This window comes from Azoarcus sp. CIB (assembly GCF_001190925.1).
Lineage (GTDB): Bacteria > Pseudomonadota > Gammaproteobacteria > Burkholderiales > Rhodocyclaceae > Aromatoleum.
The window spans coordinates 4,681,985-4,698,544 of the sequence record NZ_CP011072.1; the positions used below are offsets into that span (position 1 = coordinate 4,681,985).

Below are 16,560 nucleotides of genomic sequence, written 5' to 3' on the forward strand. Positions count from 1 at the left end.
TTGCGGCGGATGCCGCGGAAAGGGACGGCGACCGGATGCGGCCGCCGTCCACCTGTCGGGCGATCAGAACGCCATCGAATACTGCGCGCCGAGGATCCACACACTGGACGTGTATTCGCCGGTCACGCGGCCGCGACCGAGCGCGGTCTGGTCGTTGTCGATCTTGGTGTCCGGCACGTATAGATACGCCGCGCCGAGGTCGAGCGTGTTCGTCTTGCTCACCCTCCACTGCGCGCCGGCGCTGAACCAGGTGCGGTCGTTGTCCGGCAGCGAGGTCAGGCGGCGCTCCTTGTCCTTCACCGGCGTCTGGTCGTAAGCGACGCCGAACTTCAACTTCCACGCATCGTTGAGCAGGTAGTTCGCGCCGAGCGCGACGCGCCAGGTGTCCTTGAAATCCGCTTCCAGCTTCTGCGCGACGGAGCCGGCAAGCGGTCCGGACGTCCGCACGATGTCGACCTCATCGACGCTGCTCCAGCCGGTCCAGGACAGGTCGCCGAGCATTTCCCAGCGGTCGTTGAGCTTCTGCGTGACGCTGACGATGAACGTGTCGGGCAGCTCGACGTCGGCTTCGGCCTTGACCGACCGCAGTGACGGCACGACACCGGCGAACGCCGTCGCCGGCCCTTCGACCTTGAGATCGCCCTCGAGCGTGTGATCGACCGTCGAACGGTACGACACGCCGACCTTCATCGACGGCGACAGCGTGAACAGCGCGCCGACGTTCCAGCCCCAGGCGTCCGAGTCGGCGTCCAGTGTCGCCAAGGTCGAGCTCAGCCCCGGCACCGGGGCGATGCCGTTGGGCAGCACCGACACGGTGCGCTCGTATTCGGCTTCGAGACGCTGCCAGCTGACACCGCCGCCGATCGACACCTTGTCGTTCACGCGGAACGCGATGGAGGGATTGATGTTGTAGGTCTTGAGGTCGAATTTGATCGATTGCGCGCGCCCGACCCAGTCGTCGTCGTACTCGGTGATCAGGCCGAACGGCGCGCCGAGACCGACACCGACGTAGAGATCCTTGTTAAGCGCCCAGGAGAGGTAACCGTTCGGCAGGGCCGCCCACGAGCCGGCGTCGCCCCCTCTACCACTTGTCGGGAGGGCCGGCGCGTTCAGGATCACGCTGCCCTTGTTCTTGAAATCGAAGCTCGGCCGCACCGCCGAGATCCCCATCGACACCTCGCGCGCCTGCAGCTGCGTCATGCCGGCGGGGTTGAAAAAGATCGTGCTCGCGTTCTCGGCGACCGCGGCGGAACCCGCGTAAGAGTTGCCGATGCCGCTCGCGTTCTGTTCCAGCAACTGGAAGCCGGCAGCGGACGCGGCCCCCGAACCGAGTGCGAACAGGGCGGCAGGCAGCAGGCGGGCAATCGTGGTTTTCTTCATGTGTCACATCTCCTCGTGAATTGTCTGTGCAATTTCGGCGCGGCAAGTCGGGACCTGCGGCGCGGTCTCCTCAAAAGATCCACGCGAATCCCGGCGCCCCGGGGTCGCGCGAAACTCATCGATGCAACTCAGGCAGGCGGAACGGGCCGCTTGCGCCCCTTGTCGTCGAGCGCGACGTAGGTCAGCGTCGCCTCGGTGACCTTCACGACCACCGGATTCTCGGGATCGCGCTCGGCATACACCTCGACGTCTACAGTGATGGAAGTGCGCCCGACGGCGACGACTTCGGCATAAAAACTTACAAGGTCGCCGACCGAGACCGGCTGCTTGAACACGAAAGAGTTCACCGCGACCGTCGCGGTGCGGCAGCGCGCACGCCGATGCGCGGGAATCGCGCCGGCGATGTCGACCATTGCCATGATCCAGCCGCCGAACACATCGCCCGCCGGATTCACGTCGGCCGGCATCGGCATCATGCGCAAGGCCGGCTGCTTGTTCTCGGGCAGTTTCACCGGCTCGACTGCGTCGTCGCTCATAAGAATCCCCTCACGCTCATCCAGCATGCACGATAGCACCAACCCGGCCGCTGGAATCCGCGCCGGGAATAGTTTCACCCGATTCAGGGGAATAAGTCAGCGGCCCGCCCGTGAAGGGGGCAAAGCCGGTCCCGAATATCACACCGGCATCGGCGAGGTCAGCATCGGCGACCACGCCGTGGTCGACACAGCGCCGTGCCGCCGCGACGAGCGGCGCGACGATGCGCTCCGCCAGCCCGGCCGGAATCGCCCCGACGGCGCCCTTCTGTGCCTTGCCAGCGGCCCAGCGGTAGTAGCCCTGCCCGCTCTTGCGGCCGAGCTGCCCGGCCGCGACGAGCTCCATCAGCCTGCGCGGCGCCTCGGCAGCGTCGCCCGCGAGCGCCTTGCCGGCCGCGACCGCGATATCCAGCCCGACGGTGTCGACCAGCTCGACCGGCCCCATCGGCATGCCGAAGGCGAGCAGCGCGGCGTCGACCGTCTCCGGCGACAAGCCCTCGTCGACGCAGCGCAGCGCCTCCAGCATGTAGGGGCCCAGCACCGCGTTCACGAGGAAGCCCGGCGCGCTCTTCACCGGCAGCGGCAGCTTGTCGATGCGCCGCACGAAGGCCGCCGCGCGGCGCAGCGCCTCGTCGTCGGACGCCTCGCCGCGCACGACTTCGACGAGCGGCATCAGCGCGACCGGGTTGAAGAAGTGGATGCCGACGAGGCGGCGCGGATCCGCGAGCGCCGATGCAATGTCCTCGATGCGCAGGCTGGAGGTGTTGGTCGCGAGCACCGCGTCAGGCTTCGCGCGCCGCTCGAGCTCGCCGAACAGCGCACGCTTCGCCTCCAGGTTCTCGAAGATCGCCTCGATCACGAGGTCCGCGCGCGCGGCGCCATGCCCCTGCGGGTCGGGGATCAGGCGGTCGAGCGCGAAGCGCACCTGCCGCCGGTCGCCGCGGAACTTGCGCTCGAAGAACTTCGCGGCGCGCGCGACCGCCGGCGCGATATGCTCGACGGACTGATCCTGCAGCGTCACCGTCATGCCCGCGAACGCGCACAGCGCGGCGATGTCGCCACCCATCACGCCGGCGCCGACGACATGCACGTGGCGCGGCGAGAAGTCGCCGCTCTTGCCATCACTCTTGCCGAAACCCTTCAGCCGCTCCTGCAGGAAGAACACGCGCACGAGGTTCTTCGCGGTCGGCGAGCGGAAGATCGCCTCCAGCGAAGCCGGATCGTCCGCCGGCACCGCGAGCGCGTTGCCGCCATATTTGCGCCAGATGTCGAGGATCGCGTAGGGCGCCGGGTAGTGCTCGCGCCGCGCCTTCGTGGCGACCTGCTGGCGCGCCTTGTTCGCGACGATCGCCTTCAGCGGGCCGTTGAGCAGCTTGTGCGCAAAGGGCAGGGCACGCCGCGGCTGGCCGGAGCGCACCAGCATGCGCGCGGCGTTTTCCATCACGCGTGGCGGCACGCATTCGTCGGCAAGGCCCAGCTTGCGCGCGCGACGCGCGTCCACGCTCTTGCCGGTGAGCATCATGTCGAGTGCCGCCGCCGGGCCGATCAGCTCGGGCAGGCGCTGCATGCCGCCCCAGCCGGGGACGATACCCAGCATCACCTCGGGCAGCGCGAGCTTGGTGCCAGGCTCGTCGACGACGATACGGTAGCGGCACGCGAGTGCGAGCTCCAGCCCGCCGCCGAGACAATGGCCGCGGATCAGCGCGAGCGTCGGGAACTTCAGGCGCGCGAGCCAGTTGAAGAGCTCCCAGCCGCGCTGCACCAGATCGCGCGCACCCTGCGCCGAGTCGATGCGCGTGAATTCTTCGATGTCGGCACCGGCGACGAATCCGGCCGGCTTCGCCGACGCGATGATCAGCCCCTTGGGCGGATCGGCTTCGAGCTGCGCGAAGGCCGCGGCCAGCTCGTCGAGCAGCTCGCGCGACAGCGTGTTCGTGCTCGCGCCCGCGCGGTCGAGATACAGCCACGCGAGGCCATTTTCATCGCCCTTGCGCGCAAGCACCAGATGCTTGAAATCGCTTATCACAGCGCCTCCACCAGCATCGCGCCGCCCTGCCCGCCGCCGATGCAGATGCTCGCGACGCCGCGTTTCAAGCCCTGCCGCCGCAGCACGTTCAGGAGATGCAGCACGATGCGCGCACCGCTCGCGCCGACCGGGTGGCCCTGCGCAATCGCGCCGCCGTCGAGGTTGAGCTTCGCTTCGTCGAGGCGCCCGAAGGCGTCGGCCAGTCCCAACTCGTCGCGGCAGTAGTCCGCGTCGTCCCATGCGCGCAGACAGGCGATGACCTGCGCGGCGAAGGCCTCGTTGACCTCCCACGCGTCGATGTCGGCGAGCCCCAGTCCGTGGCGCTGCAGCATCGGCGTCGCCGCATGCACCGGCCCGAGGCCCATCTGCGCGGGGTCGAGGCCCGCCCACTGGCTGTCGGCGATGCGCCCCAGCGGCGTCAGGCCGTGGCGCTCGACCGCCGCTGCGGACGCGAGGACCAGCCACGCGGCGCCGTCGGTGATCTGCGAGCTGTTGCCGGCGGTCACGCGGCCGTACTTGCGGTCGAAGAAGGGTTTCAGCTTCGCGAGGTTCTCGGGCGTCGAGTCCGCGCGCACGCCATCGTCGTCCGCATACACGGTGCCGTGGCGATTTATCAGCGGCACAATCTCGCTGAAGTGCCCAGCCTCACGCGCGGCGAGCACGCGGGCGTGGCTGCGCGCCGCGAAGGCGTCCATGTCGGCACGCGAGATGCCGAAACGGTGCGCGAGGTTCTCCGCGGTCTGGCCCATCAGCTGGCCGACGATCGGGTCGGTGAGGCCCTTCATGATGCCGATCACCGGCGCGAGGTAGCCCGGCCTGAAGCGGCGCAGCGCGGCGAACTTCTCGCCGACGCTCTTCGTTGCGTACCAGCCCGACAGCCAGCGCACCATCGCATCGGAGAACAGCAGCGGCGCGCGCGACAGCGCATCGACGCCGCCCGCGAGCACCAGTTGCGAACGTCCCGCCTGGATGTTGGCGATCGCCGAGTCGAGCGCCTGCATGCCCGAGGCGCAGTTCCGCATCACCGTCCAGCCCGGCACCTTCTGCCCGCAGCCCATGCGCAGCGCGACGACGCGGCCGATGTTGACCTCGTCCGGCGAGGGGCTCGCGCAGCCCAGGATCACCTCGTCCAACTGATCGGGAGCGAAGCGCTGGCGCGCGAGCAGGGCTGCGCCAGCGGCGGTCGCGAGGTCGGAGGCCGCGAACGGCCCCGGCGTGTTGCGCGACTTGAGGAAAGGCGTGCGCGCGCCGTCGACGATGAAGATGTCCCGGCTCATGCAGCGGCCTTGACTGACGTGGACGCCTGCGGCTCGATCTCGCCGAGCGCGGCGCGCAGGCCGAAGTCGTAGGGGAAGTCGTCGACGCGGATCACCTTGTCGCGCAACTCGCCGCGGCGCTTCAGCACTGCGAACTCGTCGGCGGTGATCACACCGGCCTCCAGCGCCCGCTGCCACACCGCGTCGACGCCGCCGCCGATCATCAGGCCCGGCTCGAAGCGCCCCGCCTTCTGCGCCTGCCGCACCTTGGCCTCGACCGGCTCGGCGGCGATGGTCGCAGCGAGCGCGGCTTCCAGCGCACCGATCGGCTCCTCGACATCCGTCGTCAGGTACACGTCGGAGGTCAGCCGGTCGCGCGTCGCCGAGGGTTCGATCAGCAGTTTCGCGACTTCATGCCCGAGTTGGTCGGAGGGCACGACATAGGGCCGCCCGAGCGGGAACACGACGATGCGGCGCAGCAGCGTTGCGAAGACGCGGTTCGGAAAGTTCGCGATCACGCCCTCGAAGGCGTTCTGCGCCTTGAACATGCAGTCCCAGATCGCCCAGTGCATCAGCGGCGCATCCGCGGCCTGCCGCCCTTCGGCCTCGTAGCGGCGCAGCACTGCCGAGGCGAGGTACATCAGCGACAGGATGTCGCCGAGACGCGCCGAGAGCTTCTCCTTGCGCTTCAGCGCGCCACCCATCGTGCCCATCGAGATGTCCGAGAGGAAGGCGAAGGCGGCCGAGAAACGCGTGAGCTGCTGGTAGTAGCGCCGCGTCTCGGGAGCGACGCTCTCCGGTACCGCGACGAAGTGCGAGCCGGTGAGCCCCATCACCAGCGCACGCGCGGCGTTCGACACCGTGTAGCCGACGTGACCCCACAGGGCCTCGTCGAAGGCGGCGAGGTCCTTCGCCTGCGCTGCGTGCATCTCGTCGAGCACATAGGGATGGCAGCGGATCGCGCCCTGGCCGAACAGGATCAGGCTGCGCGTGAGGATGTTCGCACCCTCGACGGTGATGCCCACCGGGATCTGCTGGTAGGCGCGCCCCAGCATGTTCTGCGGCCCGAGGCAGATGCCCTTGCCGCCGATCACATCCATGCCGTCATTGACGGTCTGGCGCGCGCGCTCGGTGACGTGGTACTTGACGATCGCGGACACCACCGAGGGCTTCTCGCCGAGGTCGATCGCGCCGGCCGTCATCACGCGCGCCGCGTCGCTGAGATAGGTGTTCGCGCCGATGCGCGTCAGCGCCTCCTCGACGCCCTCGAAGCGGCCGATCGCGGTCTTGAACTGGTAGCGCACCCGCGCATAGGCGCCGACCGCGCGCGCGGTCATCTTCTGCATGCCGGTGTTGGAGCCCGGCAGCGAGATCGAACGGCCCGCCGCGAGGCACTCCATCAACATGCGCCAGCCCTGCCCGGCCATCTTCGGCCCGCCGATGATGAAGTCGAGCGGCATGAAGACGTCGCGACCGCGCACCGGCCCGTTCATCCAGATGCCGTTGAGCGGGAAGTGGCGGCGACCGGTATCGACGCCCGGGTGCTCGGCCGGCACCAGCGCACAAGTGATGCCCAGGTCCGGCTCCTTGCCGAGCAGGCCGTCCGGGTCGTACAGGCGGAACGCCAGCCCGAACACCGTGCACACCGGCGCGAGCGTGATGTAGCGCTTGTCGAAGGACACCCGCATGCCCAGCACCTCGCGCCCCTGCCACGTCCCCTTGCACACGACGCCCGCGTCGGGAATCGACGCGGCGTCCGACCCCGCCCACGGGCTTGTCAGCGCGAAAGCCGGGATCTCCAGCCCCTTCGCCAGCCGCGGCAGGTAGTGGGATTTCTGCTCCGGCGTGCCGTAGTGCAACAGCAGCTCCGCCGGCCCGAGCGAGTTCGGCACCATCACCGTGATCGCGGGCGCCGAGGCACGCGTCGACAGCTTGGTCACGACCTGCGAGTGCGCATAGGCCGAGAAACCCTTCCCGCCATACTCCTTCGGGATGATCATGCCGAGGAAGCCCTTGTCCTTGATGTACTGCCACACCTCGGGCGACAGATCCTGGCGCAGGTTGTCCTGCCAGTCATTGGTGAGCCGGCACAGCTCGCCGGTCTCGTTGTCGAGGAAGGCGCGCTCCTCGGCGCTGAGCTTGGGCCACGGATAGGCGAGCAGCTTCGACCACGCCGGCGCGCCGCGGAAGAGCTCGCCCTCCCACCACACCGTGCCGGCCTCCAGCGCGTCGCGCTCGGTCTGCGACATCGACGGCAGCGCCGCGCGGAAGGCGCGGAACACCGGCGCCGTGACGAGCGCGCGGCGCACGGGCCGCAGCAGGAAGATCGCCATCACGGCCGCAAAGACCACCAGCGCCGCGACGATCGCCGCCGGCGCCCAGCCTCCGGCCCAGCCGGCCGCCGCCAGCCAGACCAGCCCGACACCCACCCAGGCAAAAAGGGGCGCTCGCCCGTAGGCGAGCGCGATTGCCAAGGGAGGGAGCAAAGCGATGAACCACCAGATCATTGTCGTCTCCTGAACGTTTTCGATCCGCCTGCGCCCGGTCGGCCGCGGTCTGTGCCGCGCTGTGCCGCCCCGGACGGGCCTGCATTCAAATCATTGGCGCGTCGGCGCGCCCCTGCCGATTTCCCCCGGCACACCCTGCCCCGGCAGCGGCGCGCGCAGGCCGCCGAGCAGGAAGGACATCAGCCGCGGCAACAGCCGCTCGGGGGCGGCGTCGTCGAACTTGCCGGCGAAGAGCTGCAGCGCGTCAGTGCCGGCAATCGCATAGGACATCGCCCCCATCATGAAATGGAAGCGCCACAGGATTTCCTCGCGCGGCACGTCGGGCAGCGCGCGGTACAGCGCAGCGAGGAAGCGCTCGACCGCCTCGGCGTACTCCTCGGCGAGGAACTGGCGCACGAAACCGTTGGGCTCCGTGTAGGTTCGACCGAGCAGGCGCATGAAAGTGTGGCCGCCGTGCGCGGTATCCGCCGCCATCTCCAGCGCGGTGCCGAAGAAGGCCTCGACGATGCGGCTGGGCTTCAACGGCGCCCCGCCGGCCTCGGCCTCCAGCCGGTCGAGCGCCGCGAGGCGCCGCCGGTTCAGCTCCGTGAGCCGGCGCTTGAACACTTCCTGGATCAGCGCGTCCTTGCTGCCGAAGTGGTAGTTCACCGCAGCGATGTTCGCACCGGCCTGCCCCGTGATCATGCGCATCGAAGTCGCCTCGAAGCCATGCTCGACGAATAGCGCCTCGGCCGCATCAAGGATGCGGTCGCGGGTTTCGGGAGCGGACTGGCGTTCGGTGGGTGCGCGCATGACTGACCATAAATCAAACGATTGTTTTAATCATACGTTTCATTGATTGGAAGTCAAGAAATACTGATGAGCAGGACGGCATAGCGTGGAATGTTGAGCAACATCAAACTTCATGCGGCGCGATGGTGCCGTCAGGTGAATCGCATGCTAGAAACAACAAGGCTCCAGACCATGCGCAGGTGAATCGATGAGCACATGCCCTCTCTCCCTGCGGCGTATCGCGACGCTATATGTCCCTGCGCTGCTGTGCGCGATTCTCCCGGCTTATGCCGCAGCGGACGCGACGCTCGCATGGCTGCAGCAGACCCGAGGCGTCTCGGTCGCGCTGGATGCGAATGACTCCGTGTATACGGTGGACTACGAGCAGGCGCTCGGCGCGGAGATGACGCTGACGAAGCGCCATTCCAACGGCACCCATGCCTGGGTCGCCTCTTACGACCAGACCGACGCAACCAAGTGGGAACGCGCAAGCTGGGTCGTCGCCGACAGCGTCGGCAATGCCATCGTCTGCGGCACCCTCATGTCCGGCTACTCCAATCCCGTGGAAGCCGCCAGCATCGTCATCAAGTTCGACGCCAACGGGGCACTGGTCTGGCGGCGCGTGTTCGAGAGCGGGTTCGACGGCTCGTCCGTGAAGAAGTGCCTCGTTGACCGCTCCGACAATGTTTACGTGTTCGGCATGGGCAACGGCCCCAACGGGCGGGTGACCAAGGTCAAGAAATTCGACCCGGATGGTACGGCGCTATGGTCGTACTTCGATTCCGCCGGCATCGGCGCAGCGGTGAACTTCAAGCTCACCCCGGAATACCACCTCCTGCTCACGGGGCGCTCCATCACCGGGAGCTTCAACGGCTACGCGAAGATCGACCTGAACGGCAACGCCGTGTGGAATCTGCCGGCGGTTCCCAGCCTCACTGTTGGCGATTCCGCTGGCGACGCGTTCGGCAACACCTACGTCGTCCACGGCCAGTACGGGGTGGCCAATCCCGGGACTGTCGTCAAGAAACTCGACCCCGCGGGCGATCTCCTTTGGGAAAACGTCTACCCGCTCGCGGGCTTCCGGATCGAAGCTGGCAGCGACAATGGTGCGGTGGTGAGCGGATTCCCGAACAGCGGAACCCCCGGCGCAGCCTTCGTGAAACTGAACGATAAAGACGGCGCCTTGATCTGGTCGAACCTCGATGCGGACGGACCGCTCGCGCTGCTCGCCCACGCCCACATGTTGCTGGACGTGGACAACAACGCCTACCTGGCCGCCGGGACCCTGTCCGAGATGGCGGTGACCCGCGTCAACGCCGATGGCACATCGGGCTGGACACGCACCATCCCATACGGCTACGCCCAGGCCATCGCACTCGGCAACACGGACAGGAGCGTCTACGTGGTCGGGGGCACGACGGCCCGCCTCAACCAGAGCGACCCGACGCTCGTCCCCACCCAGCCGACGCCGCTGAGCTACTTCGATCTCAAGCCGAACAGCATCTACCTTGGCTGGAGCGACAATTCGACGAACGAGACCGGATTCACGGTCGAACGCTGCCAGGGCGCAGCGGCCGAGTGCGACGCGAACCCGGGCAACTGGACAGTGATCGCCACCTTGGCCGAAAACGTATCGACTTACGTGGACGGCGCACTGTCCAGCGACGTGACCTACAGCTGGCGCGTCCGGGCCTTCAACGGCGCAGGCGCCTCGCCCTACTCCAACACCCTCTCGGTCACCACCCCGCCGCTGCCGCCCCTTGCTCCCTCCAACCTCAAGGCCCAGGCCAAGCGGGTCGGGCCGGCAGTCGAGGTGCGCCTGAGCTGGCTCGACCGCGCCGGCAACGAGACAGGCTTCACGGTGGAACGTTGCACCGGAATCGGCTGCACCAACTTCGCCGCCATCGCATCCCTGCCCGCCAATATCCAGAAATACACCGACCCCGCAGTCGCGCGCGCGACGCGCTACCAGTATCGCGTAATGGCGTCCGGCAAGGGCGGCAACTCCGGGTATTCGAATATCGCACCGATAAAGACGCCCTGACGGCCTGCCGCCGCCCGTTCGTCGCCTTCCGTGGTCCAGTTGCCGCGGGTCATGTCACCTGCGAGCGGCGCCTGCACCGATCGCGACGCCGCGGCGATTCCGAATGCCCTCCGTGCGCTTTTCATGCTCCGCTCCTTCTTTGTGTGATCGGAGTGCATCAGAGATCAAGACTGCGCATTCGGCTCGCCGGCCTTGCCCCGGTCGCGCCGCTCGCTCCATTCGCGCGCGGTGCGTTCGAGGTGCCCGAGAAAGACGGCCGCGACCGGGGATAGCCGCTTGCCGCGCGGATGCAACGTGAACCAGCTGGACTGCAGCGGGAAGCCCACAACGTCGAGGATCGCCAGCTGGTCGTCCGCGGGCCGCGCAGCCAGGGCGTGACGCGAAATCACCGCGAGGCCGAGGCCGCCCGCGACGGCCTGCTTGATCGCCTCGTTGCTGCCGAGTTCGAGGCGAACTTCCGGCACGAAGGCGTTGCGCGCGAAATGCGCGTCGCACGCGAGGCGCGTACCGGAGCCGCGCTCGCGCAGGATGAAGCGCTCGGCGGCAAGGTCGGCGAGTTCGAGCCCGTGCCCCGCCAGTCGGTGCCCTTCGGGGGCGATCACGACGAGCGGGTTGGGCAGGAAGGCGTGCCGTTCGAGGTCCAGGTTCTCGGGCGGCATCGACATGATGTAGAGGTCGTCGCGGTTCTCGCGCAGGCGGGCAACGACGCCATCGCGGTTGAGCACTTCGAGCGCGATCTCGATGTTGGGGTGCTCGGCACAGAAACTGCCCAGCAGGCGCGGCACGAAGTACTTCGCGGTGCTCACCAGCGCGACGCGCAACCGCCCGCGCTCCAGCCCCTTCATCGCGTCGATCGCCTGTTCGAACGCAAGCCACTCGTCGAGCATCGCGCGCGCGGTCGCCGCCAGCGCCTCGCCTGCCGCGGTGAGATAGAGGCGCTTGCCGATCTGCTCGTACAGCGGCAGGCCGACGGCCTCCGCGAGCTCGCGCAGCTGCATCGACACGGTGGGCTGGGTGACGTGGCAGGCCTCGGCGGCGGCGGTGATGCTGCCGTGGTCGGCAAGGGCGAGGAAGAGGCGCAACTGGCGGAAGGTGGCGTTCATAGAGTTTTATCGATACATATCATCATTAATATCGATTATTAATTATTTTCACCCGTCGGTAACATCGCGGCCAACGTCAATTGTGTGAAGGTGAGGTCCGCCCCTCGATGAAAACTCATACGTCCGAAACTCAGGCCAGCGTCACCCCCGCGCTTGCGCTGCAGTTCCTCAGGGAGGGCAACGCCCGCTTCGTCAACAACCTGCGCATGAGCCGCGATCTGTTGCAGCAAGCCAACGCGACGCGCGACGGCCAGTGGCCGTTCGCCACCATCGTCAGCTGCATCGACAGCCGCACGTCGGCCGAACTCATCTTCGACCAGGGCCTCGGCGACATCTTCTCCGTGCGCATCGCCGGCAACGTGATCAACACCGACATCATCGGCAGCCTCGAATTCGCGTGCCACGTGGCCGGATCGAAGCTCATCGTGGTGCTCGGGCACACCTCGTGCGGCGCAATCAAGGGCGCATGCGACCACGTGGAGTTGGGCAACCTGACCGAGCTGCTGTCGAAGATCCAGCCGGCCGTGTACGAAGAGAGCCAGACCCCGGATCCGGCGAAGCGCAACTCGAAGAACGCCACGTTCGTCGAGAACGTGGCCGACCTGAACGTGCGCCGCTCGGTGCGGTCGATCGTGAACCGCAGCACCATCCTCGAGCACCTGATCGCCGCCGGCAAGGTGGGCATCATCGGCGGCAAACACGACCTGGCCAGCGGCGAGGTGACGTTCTTCGACGACACCTGGCTGCACGACGCCGCGTCGCTGCAGATCAGCGCCGGCTAGCTCCGCTCCCGGGTGGGGTTGAGCGCGAGCCGCGCCGTGACCGGGAAGTGGTCGGACGGATAGCGCCGGCCCGCGTGCCAGGTGTCGGCGCCGGCCGCCTCGGTGCGCAAGTGCGGCGAAGCGAGGATCCAGTCGATCGCCTCGCGCACCGGCGCGCGGCCGTAGTCGTGGTAGGTGCCGACTGCCGCACCCGCTTCCTGCAGCACCTCGCGCAGCGCGCCTCCAGCGGTGAGCTCGCGGAAAGTCTCCGAGTCGCGCTCGGCATTGAAATCGCCCGTGACGACGACGCCCTCGTCCCCCGGAACCCCCTGCACCCAGCGTCGCAGCAGGCGCGCCGACGCTTCGCGCGCTGTGCCCTGGTAGTCGAAATGGGTGTTCAGGAAGACGACCGGCGGCGCACCGGATTCTCCCGGCTGCAGCTTCACCCAGCTCGCGGTGCGCGGGTAGGCCGCCCCCCAGGACTGGCGCCCGGGCGTGTCCGGTTCGTCGGCGAGCCAGAAATGGCCGCGCGCGGTCTCCGCGAAAGCGGCGCGCCGGTATAGCAGCGGCGCCATCTCGATCGCCGAATCGCCTTCGCCGAGACGATGCACGCCGACGAATTCGTAATCCGGCAGGGCCGCACGGACGAACGCGGCCTGCTCGTCGTCGCGGCATTCCTGCAGGCCCAACAGGTCGGGATCGAAGGCGCGGATGCGCTCGAGCACGAGCCCCTTGCGGTACGCCCACGCGTGCTCCCCGTCCGGCGCCGATGCACAGCGGATATTGAAGGACATCACCCTGAGCTGCATGTTCTCCTCCGCCTCGATCCTGTGAGGTGACACCCCGAGCACCAGCGCTCCGCGGGCCTGCTACTTAGATCACGGTTGTATTGAGCCCGATTGCGATAGTCTAAGCATTGCAACAATACTTTCACGGGACAGGGACGGCCAGATGATCGTTGCAGCGATGCTTGCCAACGGAGGGGTGGCAGGGCGGCGCCCGTGCGCGGCGGCCTGCTCGCGCCTCGACGGCAAGTTCGCAGTCGCGCGAACGTCCGGCTCGCCACGACCGGCGGGAGACGGCTGATGGTCACCGCCGCACTGCCGCCGGAATCCCGACCCGCCGCCCCCGGCCATGCGGTGCGGCGCTTCGCCCGTCTGGCGCTGCCCTACTGGAAATCGGAGCGACGCTGGCGCATCGCCGGCGCGACCCTGTTGTTCCTGCTGCTGACGATCGGCCAGGTCACGCTCGTGATGTGGACGAGCTACTGGAATCGCGCCTTCTTCGATGCCCTCGAGGCGCGCTCGCTCGACGCGCTGCTGCAGCAGATCCTCGTCTTTGCGCTGATCCTCGTGCTGACGATGGCCGTCACGGCGCTGCACATGCACGTCAAGCGCTGGCTGCAGCTCGACTGGCGGCGCTGGCTCACCGCGAACCTGGTCGAGAAGTGGATGACGCGATCGCGCCACTACCGTCTGCAGTTCCTGAAGGGCGAGCACGACAACCCGGACCAGCGCATCGCCGAGGACATCCGCATCTCCACCGAGGCGGCCATCAGCCTGGCGCATTCGCTGACCTATTCGATGCTGATCGGCTGGGGCTTCATCGCGATCCTTTCGGAAATCTCGGGCAGCGCAACGTTTCCGGGCAGCGAATTCGAAGTGCCCGGCTATATGGTGCTGCTCGCCTTCGCATACGCGGGCGGGGGGGCGACAATCGGCTACCTGCTCGGCCGACCGCTGGTGCGCGCGACGAACCGGCTGCAGAGCGTCGAGGCCAACCTGCGCTTCAGCCTCGCGCGCGCCCGCGAGAACGCCGAAGCGATCGCGCTGACGCACGGCGAGCGCATGGAGCGGCACAGCGCGGCGCGACTCTTCGGCGATATCGCGCGCGTCTGGAACCGCCAGACGCTGGCCTACCTGGGCATCGTGTCGTTCTCGACCGCCTACGGCAACCTGATGCCGGTCTTCCCCATCCTCGTGGCTGCGCCGCAATTCATCGCCGGCGCGCTGACACTCGGCGGCCTGATGCAGGCCGCGCAGGCGTTCGAGCGGCTGGCGTCGGCACTGTCGTGGCCGATCGACAAGCTGGGCGAAATCGCGATGTGGCGGACGTCCGCCGGGCGCGTCGTGAACCTGCACGACGACATGCTGCGGCTCGACGTCATCGACGGCCAGGGCGAGCCGGCACGCATCAGGATCGGGCAATCGACGAACGCCGAACTGCACCTGCGCGGGTTGTCGCTGGACACCCCGGCCGGAGATCCGCTGATCCGCGGCCTGGACCTGCACGTGCGGCGCGGCGAACGGATCCTGATCGTCGGCAATTCGCAGGTAAAGCTCGCGCTGTTCAAGGCCGTGGCAGGGCTGTGGCCGTGGGGCAGCGGCGAGATCTGCCTGCCCGAAGGCCCGGAGATCGTGTTCGTGCCGCAGCATCCTTTCCTGCCCACCGGCAGCCTGCGCGCGGTGCTGTGTTATCCGCTGCGGGTGGATCACTACGACACTGCCGAGTTGCACCGTGCGCTGGAATGTGCCGGCGTCGCGTGGCTGGCGCCGCGGCTCGACGAGACCGACGACTGGAACCACGTGCTGCCGCTGCGCGCCCAGCAACGGCTGAGCACTGCGCGGCTATTCCTGCAGCAACCGGCGTGGGTGTTTCTCGAGGACACCACCGACGCCTTCGATGCCAAGGGCGAGGCGGAGATCATGGAAATGCTGCGTCACGAACTACCCAACACCGCGCTGTTGTGCGTCAGCCGGCACAGCAGCCTCGAGCACTTTTTCGAACGCCGACTGGAACTGCACCGCATCGACGCGCCCGGTGCGAAGCCCCCTGTCGAGGAGCCGGCCGCCAGCCCAGCCCCCCTCACCGGATCAGCGGAAGTGGGACGGTAACCAGCCGCGTGTGACGCAGTCGCGGAAGCTCCAGGCGGGCGTCGTCTCGGTCTTGTAGCTCCAGAAGAACCAGCCCAGGTATTTCTCGAAGGCCAGCAGTTGCGAAGCGCCGTACCCGCGATTCGCGACGTGTTGCTGGAACTCGTCCATGTGCTCGAGCGCGTGGTTGAACGGCCCCTCGGCCCACAGCGACACGACGCGCAGGTCCAGACCCAGGCTCCATTCGCCACACACCGCAGGCAGACGCAGCTCGGCGTTGATCGCGTCAGCCTCGTCGCGCCATTCGCCGCCCGCCTTGGCCTTGTGGCCGAAGATGTCGAGGTCGATGTCCCTGCGGTCGAAACACTGGTAGCGGTGCAGGTCGAAGATCACGTTGCGGTACTCGGGCGCCTGCATGAAGCCGACGTATTCGCGGAAGGAGCGGAAACCATCGTGGAAGACCACCGCGACACGCTCGGCGGGACAATGCTTGCGGATACGCTCGTAGGCCGCAAGATAGAAGTCCTTGAGATAGTCCGTCGGCACATCCCAGTGCGGCTCATTGAGGCATTCGATCGCATGCAGCGCCGGATGCGCGCGATAGCGCTCGGCAATGCGCTCGAGCACCGACAGCGCATGCTCCAGATACTCCGGCTGCGTGTGCCACTCGCACACTCCCATGATCCCGCCGTTATCGAAGCCGTTCTGGCAACCCGGCGCGGCGTGCAGGTCGAGCATTACGCGCAGGCCGAATTCCTGCGCCCAGTCCATTGCGCGATCGAGAACCTCGATGCCGCCTTCGACGAAGGGATGGTCCTTGTCGCCGTAAGTGCGGTGATACGGGTAGTCCGGGCCGAAGATCCAGTGGCCGTAGGGAATGCGCACCGCGTTGAGACCGCGCTCGGCGATCCACGCGAAATCCTCGCGCGTGATCCAGCGCTGCCAGTGGCCGCGCAGGCGCTTCGCGGCCGCGGGGCCGAGTTCGGCGCAGAAGGAGGTCTCGTCGGCCGCGGCAAGTCCCTCGAACAGGCTGGGGACCATCCACCTTTCCAGCAGCAGCCAGCTCCCGAGGTTCACCCCCCGCAGTTTCGGACTGTTCGCATGCATGATTTGACCTCCCTTGGTCAGCGCCCGCCGGCACTGCCGCCGGCAATCCTGATCACACTGTAATCCCCGATGTGCATGCAGTCTTTGCGATATTGCACGGAGCGCGGCGTGCCAGACGGACTTTGCACCGCATCCCATCCCCCTGGCGCCTCGCGACCATCGTCCAAGTGCGGCACACTCCTGAAATGCGATGCCGCGC

The 16,560-nt window shown here is 67.6% G+C and carries 12 protein-coding genes; 3 read left to right on the forward strand and 9 right to left on the reverse strand.

What is annotated here, in order from left to right:
• Positions 1-63: 63 nt before the first annotated feature.
• The 6 genes from AzCIB_RS21000 to AzCIB_RS21025 form a co-directional block, all read right to left on the reverse strand.
• Positions 64-1,380 (reverse strand): OmpP1/FadL family transporter, encoded by a 1,317-nt coding sequence (locus tag AzCIB_RS21000; protein WP_050417682.1) that lies wholly within the window; start codon positions 1,378-1,380, stop codon positions 64-66.
• 128 nt (positions 1,381-1,508) lie between these two features.
• Entirely contained in the window at positions 1,509-1,916 is a 408-nt protein-coding gene (locus AzCIB_RS21005; protein ID WP_050417683.1) for an acyl-CoA thioesterase, read from the reverse strand.
• Positions 1,917-1,932: 16 nt separating this feature from the next.
• Positions 1,933-3,936: a 3-hydroxyacyl-CoA dehydrogenase NAD-binding domain-containing protein gene (locus AzCIB_RS21010; RefSeq protein ID WP_050418493.1), complete on the reverse strand. Its 2,004-nt coding sequence runs from the start codon at positions 3,934-3,936 to the stop codon at positions 1,933-1,935.
• Positions 3,936-5,216 carry an acetyl-CoA C-acetyltransferase gene (locus tag AzCIB_RS21015; protein ID WP_050417684.1) on the reverse strand — a complete coding sequence of 427 codons (1,281 nt, stop codon included), beginning with the start codon at positions 5,214-5,216 and terminating at the stop codon, positions 3,936-3,938. The genes AzCIB_RS21010 and AzCIB_RS21015 overlap by 1 nt, the downstream gene beginning before the upstream one ends.
• Positions 5,213-7,702, reverse strand: coding sequence for an acyl-CoA dehydrogenase (locus AzCIB_RS21020; protein WP_050417685.1), 2,490 nt, complete (start codon positions 7,700-7,702; stop codon positions 5,213-5,215). The genes AzCIB_RS21015 and AzCIB_RS21020 overlap by 4 nt, the downstream gene beginning before the upstream one ends.
• A gap of 90 nt (positions 7,703-7,792) precedes the next feature.
• Positions 7,793-8,494, reverse strand: coding sequence for a TetR/AcrR family transcriptional regulator (locus AzCIB_RS21025; RefSeq protein WP_050417686.1), 702 nt, complete (start codon positions 8,492-8,494; stop codon positions 7,793-7,795).
• Between the two features lie 187 nt (positions 8,495-8,681).
• On the opposite strand from AzCIB_RS21025, the gene AzCIB_RS21030 reads away from it, so the two are divergent.
• Positions 8,682-10,517 (forward strand): fibronectin type III domain-containing protein, encoded by a 1,836-nt coding sequence (locus AzCIB_RS21030; protein WP_050417687.1) that lies wholly within the window; start codon positions 8,682-8,684, stop codon positions 10,515-10,517.
• 164 nt (positions 10,518-10,681) lie between these two features.
• On the opposite strand, the gene AzCIB_RS21035 is transcribed toward AzCIB_RS21030, so the two are convergent.
• Positions 10,682-11,620: a LysR family transcriptional regulator gene (locus AzCIB_RS21035; protein WP_050417688.1), complete on the reverse strand. Its 939-nt coding sequence runs from the start codon at positions 11,618-11,620 to the stop codon at positions 10,682-10,684.
• 107 nt (positions 11,621-11,727) lie between these two features.
• On the opposite strand from AzCIB_RS21035, the gene AzCIB_RS21040 reads away from it, so the two are divergent.
• Entirely contained in the window at positions 11,728-12,402 is a 675-nt protein-coding gene (locus AzCIB_RS21040; protein ID WP_050417689.1) for a carbonic anhydrase family protein, read from the forward strand.
• Here AzCIB_RS21040 and AzCIB_RS21045 read toward each other — a convergent pair.
• Positions 12,399-13,190 (reverse strand): endonuclease/exonuclease/phosphatase family protein, encoded by a 792-nt coding sequence (locus AzCIB_RS21045; protein ID WP_050417690.1) that lies wholly within the window; start codon positions 13,188-13,190, stop codon positions 12,399-12,401. The genes AzCIB_RS21040 and AzCIB_RS21045 overlap by 4 nt on opposite strands.
• Positions 13,191-13,466: 276 nt before the next feature.
• Here AzCIB_RS21045 and AzCIB_RS21050 point away from each other — a divergent pair, with 276 nt between their 5' ends.
• The gene (locus tag AzCIB_RS21050; protein ID WP_050417691.1) at positions 13,467-15,275 is read left to right on the forward strand and encodes an ABC transporter ATP-binding protein/permease; all 1,809 of its coding nucleotides are present in this window, start codon (positions 13,467-13,469) and stop codon (positions 15,273-15,275) included.
• On the opposite strand, the gene AzCIB_RS21055 is transcribed toward AzCIB_RS21050, so the two are convergent.
• On the reverse strand, positions 15,255-16,361 hold the full coding sequence (locus AzCIB_RS21055; RefSeq protein WP_050417692.1) for a glycoside hydrolase family 5 protein: 1,107 nt from the start codon (positions 16,359-16,361) through the stop codon (positions 15,255-15,257). The genes AzCIB_RS21050 and AzCIB_RS21055 overlap by 21 nt on opposite strands.
• Between the last annotated feature and the right edge of the window lie 199 nt (positions 16,362-16,560).

Excerpts from the sequence above, each read along its gene's own strand:
- AzCIB_RS21000 (WP_050417682.1), bottom strand. The coding sequence starts at position 1,380 with ATGAAGAAAACCACGATTGCCCGCCTGCTGCCTGCCGCCCTGTTCGCA.
- AzCIB_RS21005 (WP_050417683.1), bottom strand. The coding sequence starts at position 1,916 with ATGAGCGACGACGCAGTCGAGCCGGTGAAACTGCCCGAGAACAAGCAG.
- AzCIB_RS21015 (WP_050417684.1), bottom strand. The coding sequence starts at position 5,216 with ATGAGCCGGGACATCTTCATCGTCGACGGCGCGCGCACGCCTTTCCTC.
- AzCIB_RS21020 (WP_050417685.1), bottom strand. The coding sequence starts at position 7,702 with ATGATCTGGTGGTTCATCGCTTTGCTCCCTCCCTTGGCAATCGCGCTC.
- AzCIB_RS21025 (WP_050417686.1), bottom strand. The coding sequence starts at position 8,494 with ATGCGCGCACCCACCGAACGCCAGTCCGCTCCCGAAACCCGCGACCGC.
- AzCIB_RS21030 (WP_050417687.1), top strand. The coding sequence starts at position 8,682 with ATGAGCACATGCCCTCTCTCCCTGCGGCGTATCGCGACGCTATATGTC.
- AzCIB_RS21035 (WP_050417688.1), bottom strand. The coding sequence starts at position 11,620 with ATGAACGCCACCTTCCGCCAGTTGCGCCTCTTCCTCGCCCTTGCCGAC.
- AzCIB_RS21040 (WP_050417689.1), top strand. The coding sequence starts at position 11,728 with ATGAAAACTCATACGTCCGAAACTCAGGCCAGCGTCACCCCCGCGCTT.
- AzCIB_RS21045 (WP_050417690.1), bottom strand. The coding sequence starts at position 13,190 with ATGCAGCTCAGGGTGATGTCCTTCAATATCCGCTGTGCATCGGCGCCG.
- AzCIB_RS21050 (WP_050417691.1), top strand. The coding sequence starts at position 13,467 with ATGGTCACCGCCGCACTGCCGCCGGAATCCCGACCCGCCGCCCCCGGC.
- AzCIB_RS21055 (WP_050417692.1), bottom strand. The coding sequence starts at position 16,361 with ATGCATGCGAACAGTCCGAAACTGCGGGGGGTGAACCTCGGGAGCTGG.